Genomic DNA, 20,610 nt, shown 5'->3' with positions numbered 1-20,610 from the left:
TCGCCATTCCGGTGCCGCTTTCCTCGTGGCCGAGGGGAGCCGGGCGGGAGCGCCGGAGTCGGAAGGCGGTGCGGTGCCGTCGCGCTCGGGACGGGCGGCGCCGCGCCATCGCCGCCGCCACCATCGCCGCCCCCGATCACGTCGGCACTGCACCGTGATCGGGGGCGGGTCCATCCACAGGCTGTGGATAACTTTTCCGACTCCGACTCCGACTCCGACTCCGACTCTGAGCTCGCTCCGGCCTACGCCTCCGGCGCCCTGTGCGTGGCGGCGTGGGCACCCCGCGGGCAGCCGCATGCGCCGGGGCTCGCTGTGGGCTGACAGGTGCCGGCTGATAGATGCCGGGTGCCGGGCGGGGGAGCCGGGACCGGTGCCGGAACCGGTCCCGGCCGTCGTCACTCCGGGAGCCGTGAGATTCCCGGTGCCCCGCGGCGGGTCAGCGCCTTGGCGATCTTCTCCGCGTCGATGGCCAGTTCACGGAGGTTCCCGGTGATGGGGTTGGTGAAGCCGGTGAAGTACAGGCCGGGCGCGTCGGGCGGGGTGCCGGCGCCGCGGGCGACGGGTCTGCCCCGGCCGTCGAGAACGCCGAGGTGGCCGACGAGGCCCTCCAGGGCGGGAACGTACCCGGTGGCCGCGATCACCGCGTCCGGGGCGATCCGGTTGCCGTCGGCGAGGACGACCTCGCCGTCCTCGAACCCCTCCACGGCGGCCACGATCTCCACCGTTCCCTTGCGGACGGCGTCGACCAGACCGACGTCCTGCATGGGGATGGCGCCCTCCAGCACCCTGCTGTAGAGGCCGCTGTCGGGGCGCGGCAGGCCCTGGGCCGAGAGGTCCGGCAGGGCGACCCTGGCCTGTGCCCGGCTCAGCCGGTCGACGAGCCCGACCGGCAGCCGGCGCACCAGGACGGCCGAGCGCTGCGCGGGCCAGCCCGCGGTCGAACGGCGCACGATGTGCGGGACGGTACGGACCGCCACCCGCACCCGACGGGCCCCGCCCTTCACCAGGTCGACGGCGATGTCGGCGCCTGTGTTGCCGATCCCCGCGACGAGGACGTCCCGGCCGGCGAAGGGCTGTGCGTCGCGGTACTCGGAGGCGTGCAGGAACTCGCCGGCGCGAGCGTCCCGGCCTGGCCAGTCCGGCAGCCGGGGTGTGTGGTTGAGGCCGGTGGCGATCACGACCGCGGCACCGGTCAGTTCGCGGCCCCCGGTGGCGTGCAGCAGCCAGCCGGTGCCGTCCGCGGTGCGCTCGACGCGGGAGACCTCGACCCCGGTGACGATCTCCAGCCGGTGGTGCTCGGCGTACTTCTCCAGGTACCGGACCAGGTCGTCACGGGTGAGCCAGCGCCCGAACCGGCGTGGTATCGGCAGACCGGGCAGCGCGGACAGGCGCCGGGTGGTGTGCAGCCGCAGCCGGTCGTAGTGGCGCCGCCAGGACGCCCCCACGCCGTCGGACCGTTCGAGGACGACCGCCCGTACGCCCCGGGCGCGCAGCGCGTACGCGACGGAGAGCCCGCCGGGACCACCGCCGACGACATAGACGGGACGGTCCTTCTGGTGCGGTGCCGGAGGGCTCGGGGGCGTGGTGGAGTCGGCCATGTGCGCGAGCGTAATCTCACCCATGGTTGATGGGTCTCGGTCAAGACCGGAATTGGTTGCGGATTGATCACGTCTGTAGGAGTCGGGGTGGGACCGGTGGCGTAGGGCGCCCGGATGTGGAGGGAGCGTCGTGCGCGATGCCCTCCGGTCCACCGAATCGACGCACCGTCGGCTTCCGGTGGGAGCGGCCTGCGTCATGGGCGGGTGCCGCCTGCCCGCCCGCGCCGCCGTTGCCGCCGCCCTCAGGGCCAGAGCAGTTCCCTGGCCCACCCCTGCCGCGGGGACCGGCGGTAGCGCAAGCGGGTGTGACGGCGGAGGGCGTCGCCCTGGAAGAACTCCACCTCGTCCGGGCGCAGGCGGTACAGGGTCCAGGACGGGGCCGGGGTGTCCGGCTCCCGCCGGGCCAGCTCCCAGGCGGCCTCCGAGGCGCGGGTCAGCTCCTCGGGGGAGCCGAGGGCCTCGCTCTGGCGGCCGGTGAGAGCTGAGGCCAGCGCCCCGGCCGAGCGGGCGCGCAGATCGGCCCGTGCCTCCTCGGCCGGGGCGGTGACGACGGGCCCGCGGACCCGGACCTGGCGGCCCAGCACCGGCCAGTAGAAGGCCAGCGCGGCATACGGGCGGGCGGCGAGGTGGCCGCCCTTGCGGCTGTGGGCGTGGGTCGCGAAGGACCAGCCGCCCGCGTCCGCACCGTGCAGCATCACGATCCGGACGTCGGGCAGCCCTTCCGAGTCCGCCGTGGCCAGGGACATGGTGTGCGGTTCGGGCTGCCCGGCCGCCACCGTCTCGGCGAACCACCGCGCGAACAGCGGCAGCGGTTCGGCGGGGGCGGTGTCCGGGTCGAGCACCGGCAGCTCGGTGAGCTCCGGGTCCCACACCCGCAGCGATGTCAGCAACTCGTGAAGATCGGTTCCCATGCCCCGATTGTTCCCGCCCGCCGCCTCGCCGTGTGCCTCGCAGCGCGGACCGTCGTGCGTCTCATCGTGCGGACCGCCGTGCGGGTCCTCGGTCGGGTCCTCGTACGGGTCGCTCTCACACGGATCCGAGGTCGGAGGAGACCCAGCGCTCGGGCCGCATGCGCAGGACGACCTGCTCGCCGTGCTCCTTCCACGCGAAGGCGACATAGCCCTCGACCTTGTCGGCCGGGAGGTAGCGGGAGGCCAGCTCCCGGAGCTGCTCGATGGTCGCGGGGGTGGTCTCGACGACCGGTCCCTCGACCGACACGTAGCGGATGGTGGGGTCGAGGCGGTCGGCCATGAGGGAGAACCGGCCCGCTTCGTCGATCAGCCGGTTCTTGCGGGAGTCCAGCCCCGTCATGATCCATACGTCTCCCCCGGGCGTGTACTGGTACCAGATCGGCACGGTGAGGGGTGCGCGCCCGGCCCCCGCGTCAACGGCGATCGCGGCGACATGGGGCTCGGCCAGGAACTGTTCGCGCTCTTCGTGGGTCAGGGCCATTCCGGTTCCTCCTGCGATCTCTGCGGCGTCTGCGGCTTGCCGGCGGCTGTGGCTGCCGGGTGTCACTCGGGCATGCGCTTGCGCGGTCCTGTCCGCACGGAGTGCTCAACGAGAGCACTCGCGGACGTGTTCCCTTTTCGCCGGTATGGACCCATCGCCTCCGCTCCCGGCTCCCGCCTCCGCTCCCGCCTCCCCCATGGGCCCCCGCGGAGCCGCTGTCACCGATATGACTGGCCGTCAGGCAGGGGCGGGTGGCCGGAACGCGCGACAGGCGGTGGCTCACCGGAGTGAGCCACCGCCTGTCAGACAGGACGCGGAAAGTCGTGCGAGCGGGGATGGGTCGTGGGATGCCTCGCCTTACTTGGTCGGTTTCTTGCCGGTGACACCCAGGTGTACCAACAGAGCCAGATTGGGCTTGAGTTCGGCCTGCTTCACGCCCCAGGAGGTGAAACCCTTCTGGTGCGAGGCGACGGCCGCCAGCATGGTGACCAGGGAACCGGCCACCGCGGCGGGGTTCACGTCCTTGTCGATCCGGCCCTTGGCCTGCAACTCGGCGACGGCGTCCGCCAGGGAGTTGTTCACCGAGTTGAGAATCTTCATACGGAGCTTGTAGAAGCGCTTGTCGCCCTCGGCGGCACCGAGGTCGACGACGCGCAGGATCGCGTCGTTGCGCTTCCAGAAGTCCATGAAGCCGTCGACGAGTTCCTGCGCCGTCTGCCAGCCGGCCTTGCCGACCCAGGAGCGTCCCTCGAGCAGTTCCGCCAACCCGGCCCCGTCGGCGGCCATTTGCTCCGCGATCTCCAGAACCGCACCCTCGACGTCCGGGAAGTACTGGTAGAAGGTCGCGGGCGAAGTCCCCGCCTTGCGGGCGACATCGATGACTTTGACATCCCGGTAGGGGGAGGAGCTGAGCATCTCGCTGAGGCAGTCGAGCAGCTTCTGCCGGGTCGCCTGCCCTCGCCGGCCGGCCACGCGGCCGTCGACGGTACGCACTTGTCCTGTCATGACGTCAGCTTACCGAGGGGTGATGGGAGCGCGATTCGGCCGACTGCAAATGGGGTGCGAGGGTCGGCTGTGCCTGGTGTGCCTGGTCTGCGCGGTGCGTGCGGCACCGCTACTTTGGCGGCATGGCCGAAAACAGGGCATCGGAGTACACAGAGGGCACCCCGTGCTGGGTGGACGCGCAGCTTCCCGACGTGGAGGCGGGCAAGCGGTTCTACGGCGAATTGTTCGATTGGATGTTCGAAGACCAGCCGGAGCAGCCCGAGTGGCCCGCCCCGGCCTCCCGGCCCGCGCTGTCCGTGCAGCCCTCGCCGCCCCTGGGGACCGTGCGGGCGCTGCTCGGCGGCAGGCCGGTGGCGTCCCTCGCGCACAAGACGGACGGCCGGCTCCCCACAGTGTGGACGGTGTCCTTCATGACCCCCGACGCCGAAGCGCTGTGCCGGCGGATCCTCGCGGCGGGCGGGCAGCTCGTCTCCGCGCCGCGCGCGGTCGGCGAGCTCGGCGTCACCGCGCTCGTCACGGACCCCGAGGGTGCCGTCTTCTCCCTGTGGCAGCCCGGGGAGCGTCCCGGTTTCGGCCGCCGGCGCGAGCGGGGCGCCTTCGCCTGGGTCGAGCTCTACACCCGCGACACCGAGGCGGCCAACACCTTCTACGGAGCCCTCTTCCACGACGCCCTGTTCGGGAAGGGCGCCGAGCCCGACTTCGGCCGCGCCCCGGTCTCCGACGTCTTCCCGGCCGAGATGCCGCCCCACTTCCTCGTCCACTTCGCCGTCGAGGACCTCGAGGCCACGATGGCGGACGTGACCCGGCTCGGCGGCCGCGTCCAGGTGCCGCCCTTCGGGACGTCGTACGGCACGGTGGCCGTGGTCAGCGACAACCAGGGTGCTTCCTTCGCCCTGCTGTCCCGTTGAGCGGCCCCGACGCGTTCGTCCGCCTGGCGACGGCCGCCCCGCCCCGGGAGGCCCTCGTGCCGCCCGTCCCGACTCCTCCGGATGCCCGTCGGGCCACCCCGGCACGGTCCTTCGGTCCCCCGCCGGCCGTCCTCCCGGACACTCCTGCGGTCCCACCGGTCGTCCGCCCTGCCCCCTGTCCACCCCATTGATTTGTATATAAGACTAGACACCCCCTATGTCGTTGGGTTCGCAACCAGCGCCCCGGACAGGAAGAATCAGGGTGCGTGCCGCCACGGGGCCGCGGTGGTGAGACGCTGCACTTCGGTCGCGCACAGGTGGTGGCGCGATTCGTACGGGGAGGTGGCAGGCAAAGTGGTGGATCAGCTGACGCAGCACGATCCGCGGCGCATTGGGCCGTTCGAGGTGCTGGGACGGCTGGGTGCCGGCGGCATGGGGCTGGTCTATCTCGCGCGCTCGGCGTCCGGCCGGCGCGTGGCGATCAAGACGGTCCGCACCGAGCTGGCCGAGGACCAGTTGTTCCGCGTCCGTTTCACCCGCGAGGTGGAGGCGGCCCGCGCGGTCTCCGGTTTCTACACCGCGGCCGTGGTGGACGCCGATCCGCGCGCCGCCGTGCCGTGGCTGGCGACCGCGTACGTTCCCGCGCCCTCTCTCGAGGAAATAGTGAACGAGTGCGGGCCGATGCCGGCCCAGGCGGTGCGCTGGCTGGCGGCCGGGGTGGCGGAGGCGCTGCACTCCATCCACGGCGCCGGGCTCGTCCACCGCGACCTCAAGCCGTCGAACGTCCTCGTCGTCGAGGACGGTCCGCGGGTGATCGACTTCGGGATCGCCTCCGGTGTGTCGAACACCCGTCTGACGATGACGAACGTCGCCGTCGGCACCCCCGCCTACATGTCTCCCGAGCAGGCCAAGGACTCCCGCAGCGTCACCGGCGCCAGCGATGTGTTCTCCCTCGGTTCCACCCTGGTCTTCGCGGCCACCGGACACGCCCCGTTCCACGGCGCGAACCCGGTCGAGACGGTCTTCATGCTGCTGCGCGAGGGCCCGGACCTGGACGGTCTCCCGGACGAGCTGCGCCCGCTGATCGACTCGTGCATGCAGATGGAGGCCCCGGGCCGGCCCAGCCCCGCCGACCTCCAGTCCCAGCTCGCCCCGCACCTGTTCGGCTCCGGCTCCGACGACAGCGGTACGGCCTCCGCGTGGCTGCCCGAACGGGCGGTGAACCTGATCGAGGGCCGTCGCAACGGCCGTCCGCCCGCCCGGCCCGCCCCCGCCGGCGGCCGCAGTGCCGGCGGTGCCCGGCCTCCGGCGCTGCCCCCGGTGCCGCCCCCGCCCCCGCACGACCCCGTCGTCCCGCCGCTTCCGCCGGTGCCGGTCGGTGCCCCCGACCCGGGCCCGGTCCGGCTGGCCGGTGCCGTGGTGTCCATCGGCCCCGGCCCGCGCGTCGCGGACATGCGCGCCGCCGCCGTCAAGTCGCCTCCACCGGAGGCCGCCCTCGCCGGCTCCTGGACCGCACTCCGCCCCGGCGCCAACGGCGCCGACCCCGCCCCGGCCGGGGCACCCGCCGCGGCGCCGGAACAGCCCAGCGGCTGGCGGCCGTGGCGCTTCCGGATGTCCAACGACGTCTGGGGCACCCCGTCCGTCGCCGGTGACCTCGTCTACGTCACCTCCTTCGAGGTGCACGCCCTCGACGTGGCCACCGGACGGCGCCGGTTCAAGACCCGGGACGTCGCCTGGTCGATGGCGGTCGCCGACGGCCGCATCCACGCCTCCGACGGCCCGACCCTGTTCGCCCTGGACGCGCGTGAGGGCGGCGACCTGTGGCGGCTGCCCACGGACGCCTGGGTGTACTCCCTCCAGGCCGACCGCGGCACCGTCGTCACCGGCACCCGCGGCGGCGGCGTGCAGGGGTGGGAGGCGTCCACCGGCCAGAAGCTGTGGGAGACCACCGGCTGCCAGACCGACTTCGAGTCCCCGGAGGCCGGCCCCGCCGTCCACGACGGCACGGTCTACGTCTGGCAGGACGCCCGCCTGCGCGCCCTGGACGCGCGCACGGGCGACGAGCGCTGGTCGTACCCCATCGGCGACGCGGCCTCCTGCGGAGGCGTCCCCATCCGTCTGACCCCCGCGCCCGACGGGTACGTGTACGTCTCCGCCGGCACCCGCGTCCTCGCCCTGGACATCGCCGGCGGACACGTCCGCTGGCACTTCGAGGCCCCCGCGGTCTTCCTCTCGCCGCCCGTCTTCGTCCCCGGCCCGGCCGTCACCGGCGGCGGCGTGTACCTCGCCGACTACCTCGGTACGGTCTACGCCCTCGACGCCACCGACGGCCGCGACCGCTGGCGCATCGCCACCGAGGCCCGCTCCTCGGTGCAGCCGGTCCTGGTCGCCGCCGGGCACGTCCACGTCGGCAGCGGAAAGGGCCTCTACACCCTGGACGCCGTCACCGGCACGCCCAAGTGGCGCTTCCAGGCCGGCGGCGACATCGTGGGCGCCCCCGCGGTCGCCGAGGGCCGGATCCACTTCGGTTCCACCGACCATCTCCTCTACACCCTGAAAGCCGACGACGGCCGGCTGAGATGGAAACTCGCGACCGGCGGAGAGATCACCGGCTCCCCGGTCGTCCGGGACGGGGTCGTCTACGCCTGCAGCAAGGACCGTTGCGTCTACGCCCTGGACGCGGAGAAGGGGACGGGGACGGCGCGTACGACGTGACGGGCGCCGAGCGGGTTCCACGGGAGGAGCGTGGTCGCCGTGGTGACCTGTCGGCGGTGGTGAGGGGAGAGTTCCCTCAGATGCTTCCCCACAGCGGTCGGAGTGCGTCGCAGCCACCGGCAAGGAAGCGGGCGGACCCGACGGTCACTCGCACCCGACGGTCACTCGGGCCTGACGGTCACTCGGACCCGACGGGAGGACAGGCTCCACCGAGGACCAGGGTGACGGTGGCGAGGACCTTCCTGGTACGGGTCATCGGGACTCCCGCCGTGGAGAGCGGATCCGTACAGGAAGTGACGTCAGGACGGGCAGAGCCGATCGTTCGAGTGCTTCGAACGGTGCACGCCAGGGTGTGACCGGAAATTCCGGCGGACACACGGAGGCCGCGACGGCTCCCCCTCCGCGCCGTCGCGGCCGATCTCCGTGCGGGAGGACGGCTATGTGCCGTCGCGGTCCCGGGCGGGCGGGGCGGGCGCGTGGTTGTCCAGCGGGGTGATCTCCCCGTCGGCCGGCGGGACCGGTGCGTGGTTGTCCAGCGGGGTGATCCCCCTGTCCGCCGGAGGGGCGGGCGCGTGGTTGTCCAGCGTGGTGATCTCTTCGTTCCGGTTCTTCTCGGCGTCGCTCATGCTGCGGTTTCTCCCCGTGTCCGAGTGAAGTTCTGGGCGTCCCTGTCCGGCGGTTCCCCCGCGGGCCGACGGACAGGGACGGTTCGGGCTGTCACCTCAGGCGGTACGCCCGGCCGACCCGCCCGCCCCCCGACGCGGCGGATCAGCGCGCTCAGCCTCGCAGTGAGGCATAAACATCCGATGAACGCCCGGCGAGAGGGCTCTCAGGCCGCGGACGCCGTGCTGAGTCGTGCCCGGATTTCCTCGGCCTCCGTGGCACCGGTCTCCTCGTACCAGGACAGGGCCTCTCGCCAGCAGGCGCGTGCGCGATCCGCCTGCCCCAGCGCGTCGAGGGCTTCGCCGAGAGTCGTCAGCACGTTGGCCCGTGTCCGGTCGCCCCCGATGCAGCCGACGGCGAGTGCCTGCTCGGCGTGTTGTGCCGCGTTGGCGGGCAGGTGCGCGGCGAGGTATGCCTGGGCGATGCGGAAGTGGGCCGTTCCTTCCCAGAGCCGTTGCCGGTTCGCCCGGAACGTTCTCAGCGCCTCGGTCAGTTCCGTGAGCGCCTCGGAAGCGCGCCCGGCCGAGGTGTACGCCAGCCCCAGCGCGTACCGGGCGTTCGCGAGGCGGAGTGTCAGGCCCAGCCGGTCGTAGATGCGGATGCCCTCCTGCGCGAGCCCTATGGCGTGCGAGGTGTTTCCCATGGCGAGACGAACGCGGGAGAGGTTGCACAGGGCGCTCGCCTCGAGGGCGGCGTTTCCGTCGTTCCTCGATCCGTCGATGGCGGTCAGGAGGTGGGTCTCCGCGTCGTCGTTGCGCCCTTGGAGCAACGCGATGATCCCCCGGTCGTTGCTGGCCCAGTAGAGGGGGATGAAGTCCCCGACCGCCCGTGCCAGCTCCACGGCCCGGCTCGCCTCTTTCTCGGCTTCGTCGTACCGGCCGGCGACGAGATGCACGTTGATCAGTGCCGTGCGTGCCCTGCCCTCGGCCCGGCGGTCTTCCGCCGACCGTGCCGCCTCCTTGGCGGCGACCGCGGCCGATTCGTACTGCTTCGAGTTCGCCCCCGATTCGCCCAGATCCTTGGCAGCCCACAACAGGTCCACGCCCCGGCGGAGCATGCCGCCCCGGAAAGCCTGCCGTGCGCTCGAGAGGAGGGAGCCGGCTTCCGAGTACAGCCAGTCGAGCGCGTCCTGCCGGTCGCCGAACCGCAGCCCTTCGTACCGAGTCGGCTCGAGGTGATCGATGAGCCGGTCACCCGGCCGCTCCATCGCGAAGACCTGTGCCGCCGTGGCCAGGTAGAAGTCCAGCAACCGCGACAGTGCCGCCTCCCGCTCGCTCGGCGGCCACTCGTCCCGTTCCGCGCACGCACGCGCGTAGAGGCGCACCAGGTCGTGGAAGCGGTAGCGGCCGGGGGCCGCCGATTCCAGCAGAGAGGTGTCCACCAGGCACTCCAGGAGGTCCTCCGTGTCCTCCGGTGGAAGACCGAGGACCGCCGCCGCGGCGGCGAGCGAGATGTCCGGGCCGTCCGCCAGGCCCAGGAGCCGGAAGGCGCGGGCCTGGGCCGGTTCCAGTTGCCCGTAGCCCAGCTCGAAGGTGGCCTTGACGGCGAGGTCGCCCGCCTGGAGTTCGTCCAGGCGGCGGCGCTTGTCCGCCAGCTTGGCCGCGAGGGCCGAGACCGTCCAGGTGCGGCGGGCCGCCAGCCGGGACGCCGCGATGCGGATCGCCAGCGGCAGGAAGCCGCACGCCGCGACCACGTCCAGGGCGGCCTGCCGCTCCGAGGCGACCCGCTCCTCGCCGACGATCTTCGTGAAGAGCGCCAGCGCCTCGTCGGGGGACAGCACGTCCAGGTCGACCAGATGGGCGCCGGCCAGGTCCACCATCCGCACCCGCGCCGTGATCAGCGCCGCGCACCCGTGGGTGCCGGGCAGCAGCGGACGCACCTGTGCCGCGTCGCGGGCGTTGTCCAGCAGCACCAGGACCCGGCGTCCGTCCAGCACCGACCGGTACAGCGCGGCCCGCTCCTCCAGGGAGTCCGGGATCGCCGAGTCCGCCGTACCCAGGGCGCGCAGGAAGACGCCGAGCACCGTCTCCGGCTCGGCCGCCCGGGCGCCCGCGCCCTGGAGGTCGACGTACAGCTGGCCGTCGGGGAAAACGGTCCGCGCCTGATGGGCCACGTGCACGGCGAGGGTCGTCTTGCCGACGCCGCCTATCCCGGCCACCGCAGACACCGCCATCACCCGGCCCTCGGCCGAGGCGAGGATCGCGCCGAGTTCGCGTACGAAGGACGAACGACCGGTGAAGTCGGACACGGTGGCCGGAAGCTGGGCGGGCCGGACCGGGGCGGCCGCCGGTTCGGGCGGCGCGGGGGAGGAGGGCTCCGTCAGCCGGGGGTCCGCCCGCAGGATGCGCTGCTGGAGCTCCTGGAGGCCGGGGCGCGGGTCCACGCCCAGCTCGTCGGCGAGCAGGCGTCGGGTGTCCGCGTACACCGCCAGCGCCTCCGCCTGGCGTCCGCTGCGGTACAGCGCCAGCATCAACAGCTCGCGCAGGCGTTCGCGCAGCGGGTGCGCCGCCGTGAGCGCCGTCAGTTCCGAGACGGCCTCCGCGTGGCAGCCCTGCTCCAGGTCCATGTCCAGCCGCGTCTCGGAGAGCTGGAGCCGCCACTCCTCCAGCCGCACCCGCTGCGCCCGGGCGTACGGGCCCGGTACGCCCGCCAGCGTCTCGCCGTCCCACAGCGCGAGGGCGCGGTCCAGGAGCGTACGGGCCCCGCACAGGTCCCCGCCGTTCCTCGCCCGCTCGGCATCGGCGGCCAGCCCCTGCGCCACCGCGACGTCCAGCGCGTCCTCGCCCGTCCCGCGCACCGCGTACCCGCCGGACTCGCTGACCAGGACGCCCGGCCCCAGCGCCTTCCGCAGCCGGGACGCGTACGTACGGACCGCGGCCAGGGCCTGCGAGGGGGGCTCCTCGCCCCACAGGGCGTCGATCAGCTCGGCCGCCGTCGCCGTACGGCCCCCGCGGAGCAACAGGGCGGCTAGCAGGGCGCGTTGCTGCGGACTTCCGGTGGAGACGGGCTCGCCGTCACGCCAGGCGCGCACCGGGCCGAGCACGCCGAAGCGCGGCACCGACGGCTCCGGTGACTCCAACGGCCCCGGTCCCGCAGGTGACTTCGGCGATGTCGACGGCTCCGCCGGCGAACCGGGACGCCGCTGTTCCGGCACTCGCGGTGCACCGTCCATGCAGTCCCCCTATGCATCCTCAACAACCACGCCAGTCTGCCTTGTCCGTGACGGATGCGGCAGCCGTGCGAGACGGCGATCACACGGGCGCGCGCCCGCTCCACAAGGCCCTCACACCTTCTGCGCACCCGTGCGCACGGGCATGGCGCGGGCGTTGCGCGGGCCCGTCACCCGCAACGGGCACCCAGGCCCGTTCTGCCCTTCAATCACACATTATTGACTGAACGTCAGGCCGACACCGCGGTGCCCCGCGTCGTCCGAGCCCCGCCGAAGGAGACGGCCGCGGCAGGGCGGTCCGCCGCTCGGCATCCGCCGTCCGGCGTCCGTTCTTGCGGCCCTTCCCTCCACGGGTCCTGTTCCGACCGGTCGGTATGGACAGACGGGCCGGGCCCGGGTATTGATGGCTTCGTCGTCCGCGTACGAAAGGCCGCCCATGCGCATCGCCGTCACGATCTTCCTCACCGACGAGACGATCACCCCCACCCGGCTCGCCCCCGAGCTGGAGCAGCGCGGATACGCCGGGCTGTATCTGCCCGAGCACACGCACATTCCCGTCGAGCGGACCACCCCGTACCCGGCGGGTGGCGAGCTGCCCCGGGAGTACACCCGCACCCTGGACCCGTTCGTCGCGCTCGGGCAGGCCGCGGCCGTCACCGAGCGGCTCGGCATCGGTACCGGCATCACGCTTGCCGCGCAGCACGACCCGATCGACCTGGCCAAGCAGATCGCGACCCTCGACCACCTCTCCGGCGGCCGGTTCACCCTCGGGGTCGGCTTCGGCTGGAACGTCGAGGAGGCCGCCGACCACGGGGTGCGATGGCGGACGCGGCGTGAGCTGGTCCGGGACCGGATGGGCCTGATGCAGGCCCTCTGGTCGGAGGAACCGACCGCGCACGAAGGCGAGTTCGGCAGCGTCCGGGCCAGCTTCGCGCACCCCAAGCCGGTCCAGAAGCCGCGCGGCCCGGTCGTCGGACCGCGCACCCTGGTCGGCGGGGCGGCCGGGCCGAAACTGTTCACGCACATCTGCGCGTACGCCGACGGCTGGCTGCCGATCGGCGGACGCGGCCTGTCCGAGTCCCTGCCCGCGCTGCGCGCCGCCTGGGCCGACGCCGGCCGCGACCCCGGCGCCCTCCAGGTCGTCCCGTACGCGGTCCGGCCCACCCCGGACAAGCTCGCCCACTACGCCGGACTGGGGATCGAGGAGGTCGTGGTGCAGCTGCCGCCGGAGGGGGAGGCGGGGGTCCTGCGGGCACTGGACGCGTACCAGCCGTTCGTCGACGGCCGGTGACGACGCCCGGTGACGACGGCTGATGGCGATGCCTGATGGTGACGCCTGATGGCGATGCCCGATGGCGATGCCCGATGGCGATGCCCGATGGTGACGCCCGATGACGGGGCTGGTCGACGACGTTCGTCGACGACGTCCGAGGAGTACCTTCGGGCTGCTCCGCACGGCCCCTCTTTGCCCTGATCACACCGAACGTATCCTCGAGGAATGACGACTTCGGCATCCGTGACCTCCGGAACCGGCCCGACCGAGAACTCCCTGCGCCGCGCCCTCAGACGAGCACGGGACGGTGTCTCCCTCGACGTAGCCGAGGCGGCGGTCCTGCTCCAGGCGCGCGGTGAGCAGTTGGAGGACCTGTGCGCCTCGGCCGCCCGGGTCCGGGACGCGGGCCTCCTGGCCGCGGGCCGGCCCGGAGTGATCACGTACTCGAAGAGCGTCTTCGTCCCGCTGACCCGGCTGTGCCGGGACAAGTGCCACTACTGCACGTTCGTCACCGTGCCGGGCAAGCTGCGCCGCGCCGGGCACGGGATGTTCATGTCGCCGGACGAGGTGCTCGACGTCGCCCGCAAGGGCGCCGCCGCCGGCTGCAAGGAAGCCCTCATCACCCTCGGCGACAAGCCCGAGGACCGCTGGCCCGAGGCGCGCGAGTGGCTCGACGCGCACGGCTACGACGACACGATCGCGTACGTCCGCGCCATCTCCATCCGCATCCTGGAGGAGACGGGCCTGCTGCCCCACCTGAATCCGGGCGTGCTGACCTGGACCGACTTCCAGCGCCTCAAGCCGGTCGCACCGTCCATGGGCATGATGCTGGAGACCACCGCGACCCGCCTGTGGTCCGAGCCCGGCGGCCCGCACCACGGCTCGCCGGACAAGGAACCCGCCGTCCGCCTGCGCGTCCTGGAGGACGCCGGCCGCTCCTCGGTCCCCTTCACCTCGGGCATCCTCATCGGTATCGGGGAGACGTACGAGGAGCGCGCCGAGTCCCTCTTCGCGCTGCGGAAGATCTCCCGGGCCCATCACGGCATCCAGGAACTGATCATCCAGAACTTCCGCGCCAAGCCGGACACCGCGATGCGCGGCATGCCGGACGCGGAACTCGACGCGCTGATCGCCGCGGTCGCCGTCGCCCGGCACGTCCTCGGCCCCACCGCCTGCATCCAGGCCCCGCCCAACCTCGTCGACTCCGAGTACGAGCGGCTGATCGCGGCCGGCATCGACGACTGGGGCGGTGTCTCCCCGCTCACCATCGACCACGTGAACCCCGAACGTCCCTGGCCGCAGATCGACGAACTCGTCGAACGGTCCCGCGCGGCCGGCTTCGAACTGAGGGAACGTCTCTGCGTCTACCCGGAGTTCGTCCGGCGCGGCGAGCCCTGGCTGGACCCGCGGCTGCGCCCGCACGTGGCGGCGCTCGCCGACCCGGCCACGGGCCTGGCGCGCTCCGGTGTCCTCCCGGAGGGGCTGCCCTGGCAGGAACCGGACGAGGCGTTCACCGCCACCGGCCGTACCGACCTGCACCGCACCATCGACACCGAGGGCCGCACCACCGACCGCCGCGACGACTTCGACGAGGTGTACGGCGACTGGGGCGCCCTGCGCGAGGCCGCCGTCCCCGGCATGCGGCCCGAGCGCATCGACACCGACGTACGCCAGGCCCTGGCGACGGCGGCCGACGACCCGACCCGGCTGACCGACGACGAGGCCCTCGCCCTCCTGCACGCCGACGGGCCGGCGCTGGACGCCCTGTGCCGGATCGCGGACGACGTGCGGAAGGCGGCGGTCGGCGACGACGTCACCTACATCGTCACCCGCAACATCAACTTCACCAACGTCTGTTACACCGGCTGCCGTTTCTGTGCCTTCGCGCAGCGCCGCACGGACGCCGACGCCTACACGCTCTCCCTGGACCAGGTGGCCGACCGCGCCCAGCAGGCGTGGGACGTGGGCGCGGTGGAGGTCTGTATGCAGGGCGGCATCCACCCCGACCTGCCCGGCACGGCGTACTTCGACATCGCGAAGGCGGTGAAGGAACGCGTCCCCGGCATGCATGTGCACGCCTTCTCCCCGATGGAGGTGGTCAACGGCGCCACCCGCACCGGCCTGTCGATCCGCGAATGGCTGACCGCCGCCAAGGAGGCCGGCCTGGACACCGTCCCCGGCACGGCTGCGGAGATCCTCGACGACGAGGTCCGCTGGATCCTGACCAAGGGCAAACTGCCGGCGGCCACCTGGATCGAGGTCATCGAAACCGCCCACGACCTGGGCATCCGCTCCTCCTCGACGATGATGTACGGCCACGTCGACCAGCCCCGCCACTGGCTCGGGCACCTGCGCACCCTGGCCGGCATCCAGCAGCGCACCGGCGGCTTCACGGAGTTCGTCACCCTCCCCTTCATCCACACCAACGCCCCCGTCTACCTGGCCGGCATCGCCCGCCCCGGCCCGACGAGCCGCGACAACCGCGCGGTCACGGCGATGGCCCGCCTCCTGCTCCACCCGCACATCCCCCACATCCAGACCAGCTGGGTGAAACTGGGCGCGGAGGGCGCGGCGGAGATGCTCCGCTCCGGCGCCAACGACCTCGGCGGCACCCTCATGGAGGAGACCATCTCCCGCATGGCGGGCTCCTCCTACGGTTCGTACAAGTCCGTCAAGGACCTGATCGCGGTGGCGGAGGCGGCGGGCCGCCCGGCCAGGCCCCGTACCACCCTGTACGGCGAGGTCTCCGAGGAACGGCAGCAAGCGGCCCGCGCCTCGGACGGCCACCTGCCGGAACTGCTGCCGGTGCTGGACCGAGGCCGGGAGTGAGCGGAGGCGGACGGGAACGGGGCTCTCGAGGGGGGAGCCGAGGCAGACCGGGCAGTACGATGATCTGGCCCCCGGTTCGAGGGGGCGGAACTCCGCCACACCTAGGAGATGCGTACCGGTGCCTGCCCGTCTTCCTTCGTGGGCCTGGGTGACCGGGCTGACCACGGGGGCGATAGCCGTAGTGGCGGTCCTGGCCGTCCAGGCGGACCAGGGGACGAAGCCCACCGCCTCCACGAGCCGCCCGAGCGCGTCGGCCACGGCGGACGCGAAACCGTCCGCCGAACCGAAGGAGAAGGAAACGGGGACGGGAACGGGGGCGGACGCGTCGGCCGTCCCGGACGGCTCCGGCACCGGCCGCCGCATCGTCTACTCCCTCGACACCCGGCAGGTGTGGCTGGTCGACGCCAGCGACGCCCCCCGCCGCTCCTTCGAGGTCTGGCCGGGCACGGTCGCCCCCGACCCCGGTACGTACACGATCGGCACCCGCACCGAGGCCACCACCGGCAGCGACGGCGTGGACATCGAGCACATCATGTACTTCACCGCGAAGTCCGGCGTCTCCATCGCCTTCTCCAACGCCGTCGACGGCTCCTCGCCCCCGCCCGCCGAAGGACGCAGCACCGGCGGCATCCGCGTGGCCAAGGCCGACGGCGAGGCCCTGTGGACCTTCGGCACCACGGGCACGACGGTCCGGGTCGTCGAGTAGCGGCGGACCTCGGCCGGTCCGGCGGCACCGGGGACGATCAGTCGGTGTCCTTGGGGTGTCGAGTGGACGCGTACACGAGGTGGACCGTCCGCCGCTCTTCGTCAATGAGGTAGCGAACCCGGCCGCCTGCCGTCACCTCGTACTCCCACTGAGCCAGGTCCTGGCCGCGGAGGTTGCCCGTGGCCAGTCGGCCACGCAGGCGGTGCTGACGATCGAGGTCGGCTCGGGACAACGGATCGGTGCGCAGGGCCCCGAAGCAGCGACGTGTGTTTCCCGGCGGCTCCGCCCCCAGCTCGCCCCATCCCTTCGCTGCCTCGTTCGTAGCGAATCGCAGGTGCCATTCCTTGCCCACAGAAGGTGGGGCGACGCCGTCACCGCGCTTCGGGGTCACGGCGCGGTCACCTCGCCATGGTCCTCGTCCGGCAGTCGGCGGGTGAGCTGTGCGGTGAGTTCGGGGTCGGCGAGGATGCGGGCCGTTGCGCGCCATTCGACGATGACGCGGTGGAGTTCGCCGTGGATGTCCAGCTGGGCGATGTCGTGCGTGGCGTCGATGAGGTCGGTCACGAGCTGCCGTAGTTCTTCCGTGGACAGGTGACGGACCCAGGGGAAGACCGAGGGGAGCGCGCGCTGTATGGCCCGCTCGCCGGCATCGCTGCGCACGAGAGCGGAGAGGAGGCGGGCCGTGACGTCCGCGGTTTCCTCGCGCTGTTGATCATGACGAGCTGTGGTCAGGTAGAGGTCCTCGCCGTCCCGACGTGTGATGTGCACGCGGTGGGCCCGGTCGAGCGTTTCGGCGACACGTCTCGAGTTCTTCGAGAGCTCTGAGAAGGCGACCGTGGGAGTGGGCATACAGAAACGGTACTTCGGAACGTATTCCGAAGTCAATTGATGGCGTCGCCCCTCGTCATGCTCGCGCGCCGTGTGGAGCGGTGGTGGACATGGCGGATTCCTCCCCCCTGTGTGGCGGCCCGTGGCCCGACACGATTCCGCACCCCCTCTCCCGCACGGGCACGGTTCGGAACACGACCCGACGCCCGCCTGGCGCACTCAGCCCTGAGCGCCGTTACGAGGCCGGACGTAGGTGACCAGGTGTGGTCAGGTCGGTCACTTCGGTCACCGCTCTCATACCTCTCCGTGCCCTGAACCGACCGTCCCTGTTCGCATACAGTGCTTGGCGTCGCACGTACGCACGGTGTCCGGGAGGTCTGGGTGGATGCGACTTCCGGGCCCGTCTGGGGGCGCCGCGAGCAACAGGACTTCCGCAGCCGGGTGCGCGGGACGCTGCTCGGCGTGGCCCTCGGGGACGCGCTGGGCGCGCCCGTGGACGGGCAGGGCATCGACGCGATCCGGCAGACGCACGGCGCCGCCGGGATCACCGGACCCGCCCCCGCCCACGGCCGGCGCGGCGCCGTCACCCATCTCACCCAGATGACCCTGTTCTCCGTGGACGGCCTCATCCGCGCCCAGGTGCGGCGCGACACCGGTGCCTGGCACCCGCCGACCGATCTGCACCGCGCGTACCTGCGCTGGGCCACGACCCAGCGGGACTGGGGGCCCGACGAGCGCCGCAAGGAGGACGGGTGGCTCGCGCGCGAGGAGTGGCTCTACGCCCGCCGCGCCCCGGCCCGCGCGCTGCTGGCCGGACTCGGGGACGACACCATGGGCACGCCCGAGGCGCCCAAGAACCCCGCCGAGGAGGGCCCCGAGGCGGCGGCCCGCTCGGCGCCCTTCGGGCTGCTCGTCGGCTGGGAGCCGCAGCTCGTCGCCCAGATCGCCGTGGAGTGCGCGGCACAGACCCACGGCGGGCCGGCCGCCTACCTCGCGGCCGGCGGGTACGCGGCGATCGTGCACGGGCTGGCCCGGGGCGAGAACCTCGACACGGCGGTGCAGCGGGCGCTCGCGCTGCTGGCCGCACGGCCGGGGCACCAGCCGGTGACGGACGCCCTGCAGCAGGCGCTGGGGGCCGTACGGCAGGGGATGCCCACGCCGGAGCGGATCACCGGGCTCACCGGGGCGGGTACGGCCGAGGGGCTCGTCGCCGTCGCCGTGTACTGCGCGCTGGTGGGGGAGGACGTACGGCACGGGCTGTGCCTCGCCGTCAACATGGACGGGCCCAGCGCGGCGGCCGGTGCGCTGACCGGCGGGCTGCTGGGGGCCCTGCATGGCGAAACGGCCCTCCCGCCGGCCTGGCTGGCCGAACTGGAGGGCCGTCCCACGATCCTGGAACTCGCCGACGACTTCGCCATGGAGATGACCCAGGGTCCCGCCCTGCACGGCCCGGCCGGCTCGTCCCCGGCCTGGCTGGCGCGCTACCCGCGTGGCGCGGGAGGCGCCCTGACCGGGTGACCCGTGGAACGCCCGGGGTCAGGGATTGTCCGGTGTCCGGGTGGATGCCACGTCCGGGGCCTTCGCCGGGGCCGGTACCGCCGCCGCGGCGGAGCCGTCGTCGCCGTCGGTGTTGATGCGTTCGATGACCGCCATGCGCTCCGGAGTGTCCTCCGGTTTCGCGTAGCCGATCAGGACGTACAGGATCAGTGAGACGGCGAGCGGGATCGAGACCTGGTACTCCAGGGGCACACCCCCCTCGACGGCCCAGTTGATCGGGTAGTTCACCAGCCAGAAGGCCAGCAGGCCCATGAACCAGCTGGAGAGCGCCGCGGTCGGGCCCGAGCGGCGGAACGGACGCAGCAGACCCAGCATCATCGGAATGGCGATCGGGCCCATCAGACCGGCCACCCACTTGATGACCACGGTGATGATGTCCTTGAACGTCGGTGAGTCGACCTGTGTCGCCACCGCCATGGACAGGCCGAGGAAGACCACGGTCGTCACCCGGGCCGCGACCAGCCCCGACCGGTCGTTCCACCGCCGTGCCCTCGCGGACAGCACCGGGGCGACGTCCCGGGTGAACACGGCCGCGATGGCGTTGGCGTCCGAGGAGCACATCGCCATCGTGTGGGAGAAGAAACCCACGATGACCAGTCCCAACAGGCCGTGCGGCAGCAGTTGTTCGGTCATCAGGGCGTACGAGTCGGAACCGTCCGCCTTCTGGGACTCCACGAGCAGCGGCGACATCCACATCGGGAAGAACAGCACCAGCGGCCAGACCAGCCACAGCGCCGCCGAGAGCCGTGCCGAGCGCTCCGCCTCGCGGGGCGTGGCCGTGGCCATGTACCGCTGGGCCTGGTTGAGCATGCCGCCGTTGTACTCGAACAGCTTGATGAAGAGGAACGCCAGCAGGAAGACCGTGCCGTACGGCCCGACCAGCGGCTCCGCGTGTCCCTGGAGCTCGGGCTCGTCCCACACGCCGAAGAAGCCGCCGTGGTCTCCGAGTTCGGACACCACCGCGATGAACATGGCGATACCGGCCAGGAGCTGGATGACGAACTGCCCCAACTCCGTCAGCGCGTCCGCCCACAGGCCGCCGATGGTGCAGTAGATCGCCGTGACCACGCCGGTGATGAGGATGCCCTCGTTGAGCGAGACGCCGGTGAACACCGCCAGCAGGGTGGCGATCGCCGCCCATTTCGCGGCCACGTCCACGATCTTCAGCAGCATGCCGGACCAGGCCAGCGCCTGTTGGGTCTTCAGGTCGTAGCGGTTCTTGAGGTACTCCAGCGGGGACGCCACATGGAGCCGGGAGCGCAGCCGGTTGATCCGCGGGGCGAACAGTTTCGACCCGATGGCGATGCCGAGGGCGATGGGGAAGGACCAGGTGACGAAGGACGTCACACCGTAGGTGTACGCGATGCCGGCGTAGCCGGTGAACATCACCGCGCTGTAACCCGACATGTGGTGGGAGATGCCGGAGAGCCACCAGGGCATCTTGCCGCCGGCCGTGAAGAAGTCGCTGACGTTGTCCACCCGCTTGTGCGACCAGACACCGATGGCGATCATCACCGCGAAGTAGCCGATGAGCACCGCCCAGTCGAGACTGTTCATGTCCCCCCTTCCGGGGTCCGCCTTGTGAACTCCGCTCATCTGGTTGGCACTTCGCCCGAGCGGGGTAAGTGTGCGGTGGGTCCGAGGTGCGCCTGCGGCAGGGTGCGAAGTGCCCGCTCATCGTGAGCGCGCAGGCGTGGGCACGACAAGAAAGCGGAGAGTCAAGAGCACGCAAAAATGTTCATGCTGGTGACCGACGTTCAGGAAGTTGAACACTTAGCGGAGGGCCGCGGGGGTCGCGGGGGTCACGGGGAGTCACGAGGGTCATGGGGGCACGAGGGGCGCGGGGTCGCAGGGACGGGAGGGCCGCGGGGGGCGCGAGAGCCGCGGGGGTCATGAGGCCGCGAGGG

15 protein-coding genes are annotated in these 20,610 nt (G+C 72.2%); 6 read left to right on the top strand and 9 right to left on the bottom strand.

Annotation, left to right across the window (positions count from 1 at the left end; translation table 11 throughout):
* Positions 1-395 precede the first annotated feature (395 nt).
* From V4Y04_RS15930 to V4Y04_RS15915, 4 genes are all read right to left on the bottom strand, one after another.
* Positions 396-1,598, bottom strand: a complete 1,203-nt coding sequence (locus tag V4Y04_RS15930) for a flavin-containing monooxygenase (RefSeq protein ID WP_332432863.1) — start codon at positions 1,596-1,598, stop codon at positions 396-398.
* A 242-nt stretch (positions 1,599-1,840) separates the two neighbouring features.
* Positions 1,841-2,509, bottom strand: coding sequence for a pyridoxal 5'-phosphate synthase (locus V4Y04_RS15925; protein ID WP_332428654.1), 669 nt, complete (start codon positions 2,507-2,509; stop codon positions 1,841-1,843).
* A gap of 115 nt (positions 2,510-2,624) precedes the next feature.
* On the bottom strand, positions 2,625-3,050 hold the full coding sequence (locus tag V4Y04_RS15920) for a pyridoxamine 5'-phosphate oxidase family protein (protein WP_332428653.1): 426 nt from the start codon (positions 3,048-3,050) through the stop codon (positions 2,625-2,627).
* 357 nt (positions 3,051-3,407) lie between these two features.
* Positions 3,408-4,043 carry a TetR family transcriptional regulator gene (locus V4Y04_RS15915; RefSeq protein ID WP_332432862.1) on the bottom strand — a complete coding sequence of 212 codons (636 nt, stop codon included), beginning with the start codon at positions 4,041-4,043 and terminating at the stop codon, positions 3,408-3,410.
* Positions 4,044-4,177: 134 nt separating this feature from the next.
* On the opposite strand from V4Y04_RS15915, the gene V4Y04_RS15910 reads away from it, so the two are divergent.
* Together V4Y04_RS15910 and V4Y04_RS15905 are read left to right on the top strand one after the other, a co-directional pair.
* Positions 4,178-4,963 (top strand): VOC family protein, encoded by a 786-nt coding sequence (locus tag V4Y04_RS15910; RefSeq protein ID WP_332428652.1) that lies wholly within the window; start codon positions 4,178-4,180, stop codon positions 4,961-4,963.
* A 354-nt stretch (positions 4,964-5,317) separates the two neighbouring features.
* Positions 5,318-7,678, top strand: coding sequence for a serine/threonine-protein kinase (locus V4Y04_RS15905; RefSeq protein ID WP_332428650.1), 2,361 nt, complete (start codon positions 5,318-5,320; stop codon positions 7,676-7,678).
* A gap of 437 nt (positions 7,679-8,115) precedes the next feature.
* On the opposite strand, the gene V4Y04_RS15900 is transcribed toward V4Y04_RS15905, so the two are convergent.
* Together V4Y04_RS15900 and V4Y04_RS15895 are read right to left on the bottom strand one after the other, a co-directional pair.
* The gene (locus V4Y04_RS15900; RefSeq protein WP_332428648.1) at positions 8,116-8,304 is read right to left on the bottom strand and encodes a sigma-like protein; all 189 of its coding nucleotides are present in this window, start codon (positions 8,302-8,304) and stop codon (positions 8,116-8,118) included.
* Between the two features lie 203 nt (positions 8,305-8,507).
* Complete coding sequence (locus tag V4Y04_RS15895; protein ID WP_332428646.1) at positions 8,508-11,513, bottom strand: AfsR/SARP family transcriptional regulator; 3,006 nt, start codon at positions 11,511-11,513, stop codon at positions 8,508-8,510.
* A 433-nt stretch (positions 11,514-11,946) separates the two neighbouring features.
* On the opposite strand from V4Y04_RS15895, the gene V4Y04_RS15890 reads away from it, so the two are divergent.
* The 3 genes from V4Y04_RS15890 to V4Y04_RS15880 all read left to right on the top strand — a co-directional run bounded on the left by V4Y04_RS15890 (position 11,947) and on the right by V4Y04_RS15880 (position 16,318).
* Positions 11,947-12,801 carry an LLM class F420-dependent oxidoreductase gene (locus tag V4Y04_RS15890; protein WP_332428644.1) on the top strand — a complete coding sequence of 285 codons (855 nt, stop codon included), beginning with the start codon at positions 11,947-11,949 and terminating at the stop codon, positions 12,799-12,801.
* 207 nt (positions 12,802-13,008) lie between these two features.
* Positions 13,009-15,612, top strand: a complete 2,604-nt coding sequence (locus V4Y04_RS15885) for a bifunctional FO biosynthesis protein CofGH (protein ID WP_332428643.1) — start codon at positions 13,009-13,011, stop codon at positions 15,610-15,612.
* A 118-nt stretch (positions 15,613-15,730) separates the two neighbouring features.
* Positions 15,731-16,318, top strand: coding sequence for a hypothetical protein (locus V4Y04_RS15880; protein ID WP_332428642.1), 588 nt, complete (start codon positions 15,731-15,733; stop codon positions 16,316-16,318).
* Positions 16,319-16,355: 37 nt separating this feature from the next.
* Here the strand turns inward: V4Y04_RS15880 and V4Y04_RS15875 are convergent, their stop codons facing one another.
* Both V4Y04_RS15875 and V4Y04_RS15870 read right to left on the bottom strand, forming a co-directional pair.
* Positions 16,356-16,709 (bottom strand): hypothetical protein, encoded by a 354-nt coding sequence (locus tag V4Y04_RS15875; protein WP_332428641.1) that lies wholly within the window; start codon positions 16,707-16,709, stop codon positions 16,356-16,358.
* On the bottom strand, positions 16,706-17,167 hold the full coding sequence (locus V4Y04_RS15870; RefSeq protein WP_332428639.1) for a prevent-host-death family protein: 462 nt from the start codon (positions 17,165-17,167) through the stop codon (positions 16,706-16,708). Before V4Y04_RS15870 ends, V4Y04_RS15875 begins: the two co-directional genes overlap by 4 nt.
* Positions 17,168-17,527: 360 nt before the next feature.
* Here V4Y04_RS15870 and V4Y04_RS15865 point away from each other — a divergent pair, with 360 nt between their 5' ends.
* Entirely contained in the window at positions 17,528-18,664 is a 1,137-nt protein-coding gene (locus tag V4Y04_RS15865) for an ADP-ribosylglycohydrolase family protein (RefSeq protein ID WP_332428638.1), read from the top strand.
* Positions 18,665-18,682: 18 nt separating this feature from the next.
* Here the strand turns inward: V4Y04_RS15865 and V4Y04_RS15860 are convergent, their stop codons facing one another.
* Positions 18,683-20,260 carry a sodium:solute symporter family protein gene (locus V4Y04_RS15860; RefSeq protein WP_332428637.1) on the bottom strand — a complete coding sequence of 526 codons (1,578 nt, stop codon included), beginning with the start codon at positions 20,258-20,260 and terminating at the stop codon, positions 18,683-18,685.
* Between the last annotated feature and the right edge of the window lie 350 nt (positions 20,261-20,610).

The organism is Streptomyces sp. P9-A2 (genome assembly GCF_036634175.1).
Classification (GTDB): domain Bacteria; phylum Actinomycetota; class Actinomycetes; order Streptomycetales; family Streptomycetaceae; genus Streptomyces; species Streptomyces pratens.
This window is presented reverse-complemented; position numbering and strand designations above follow the sequence as displayed.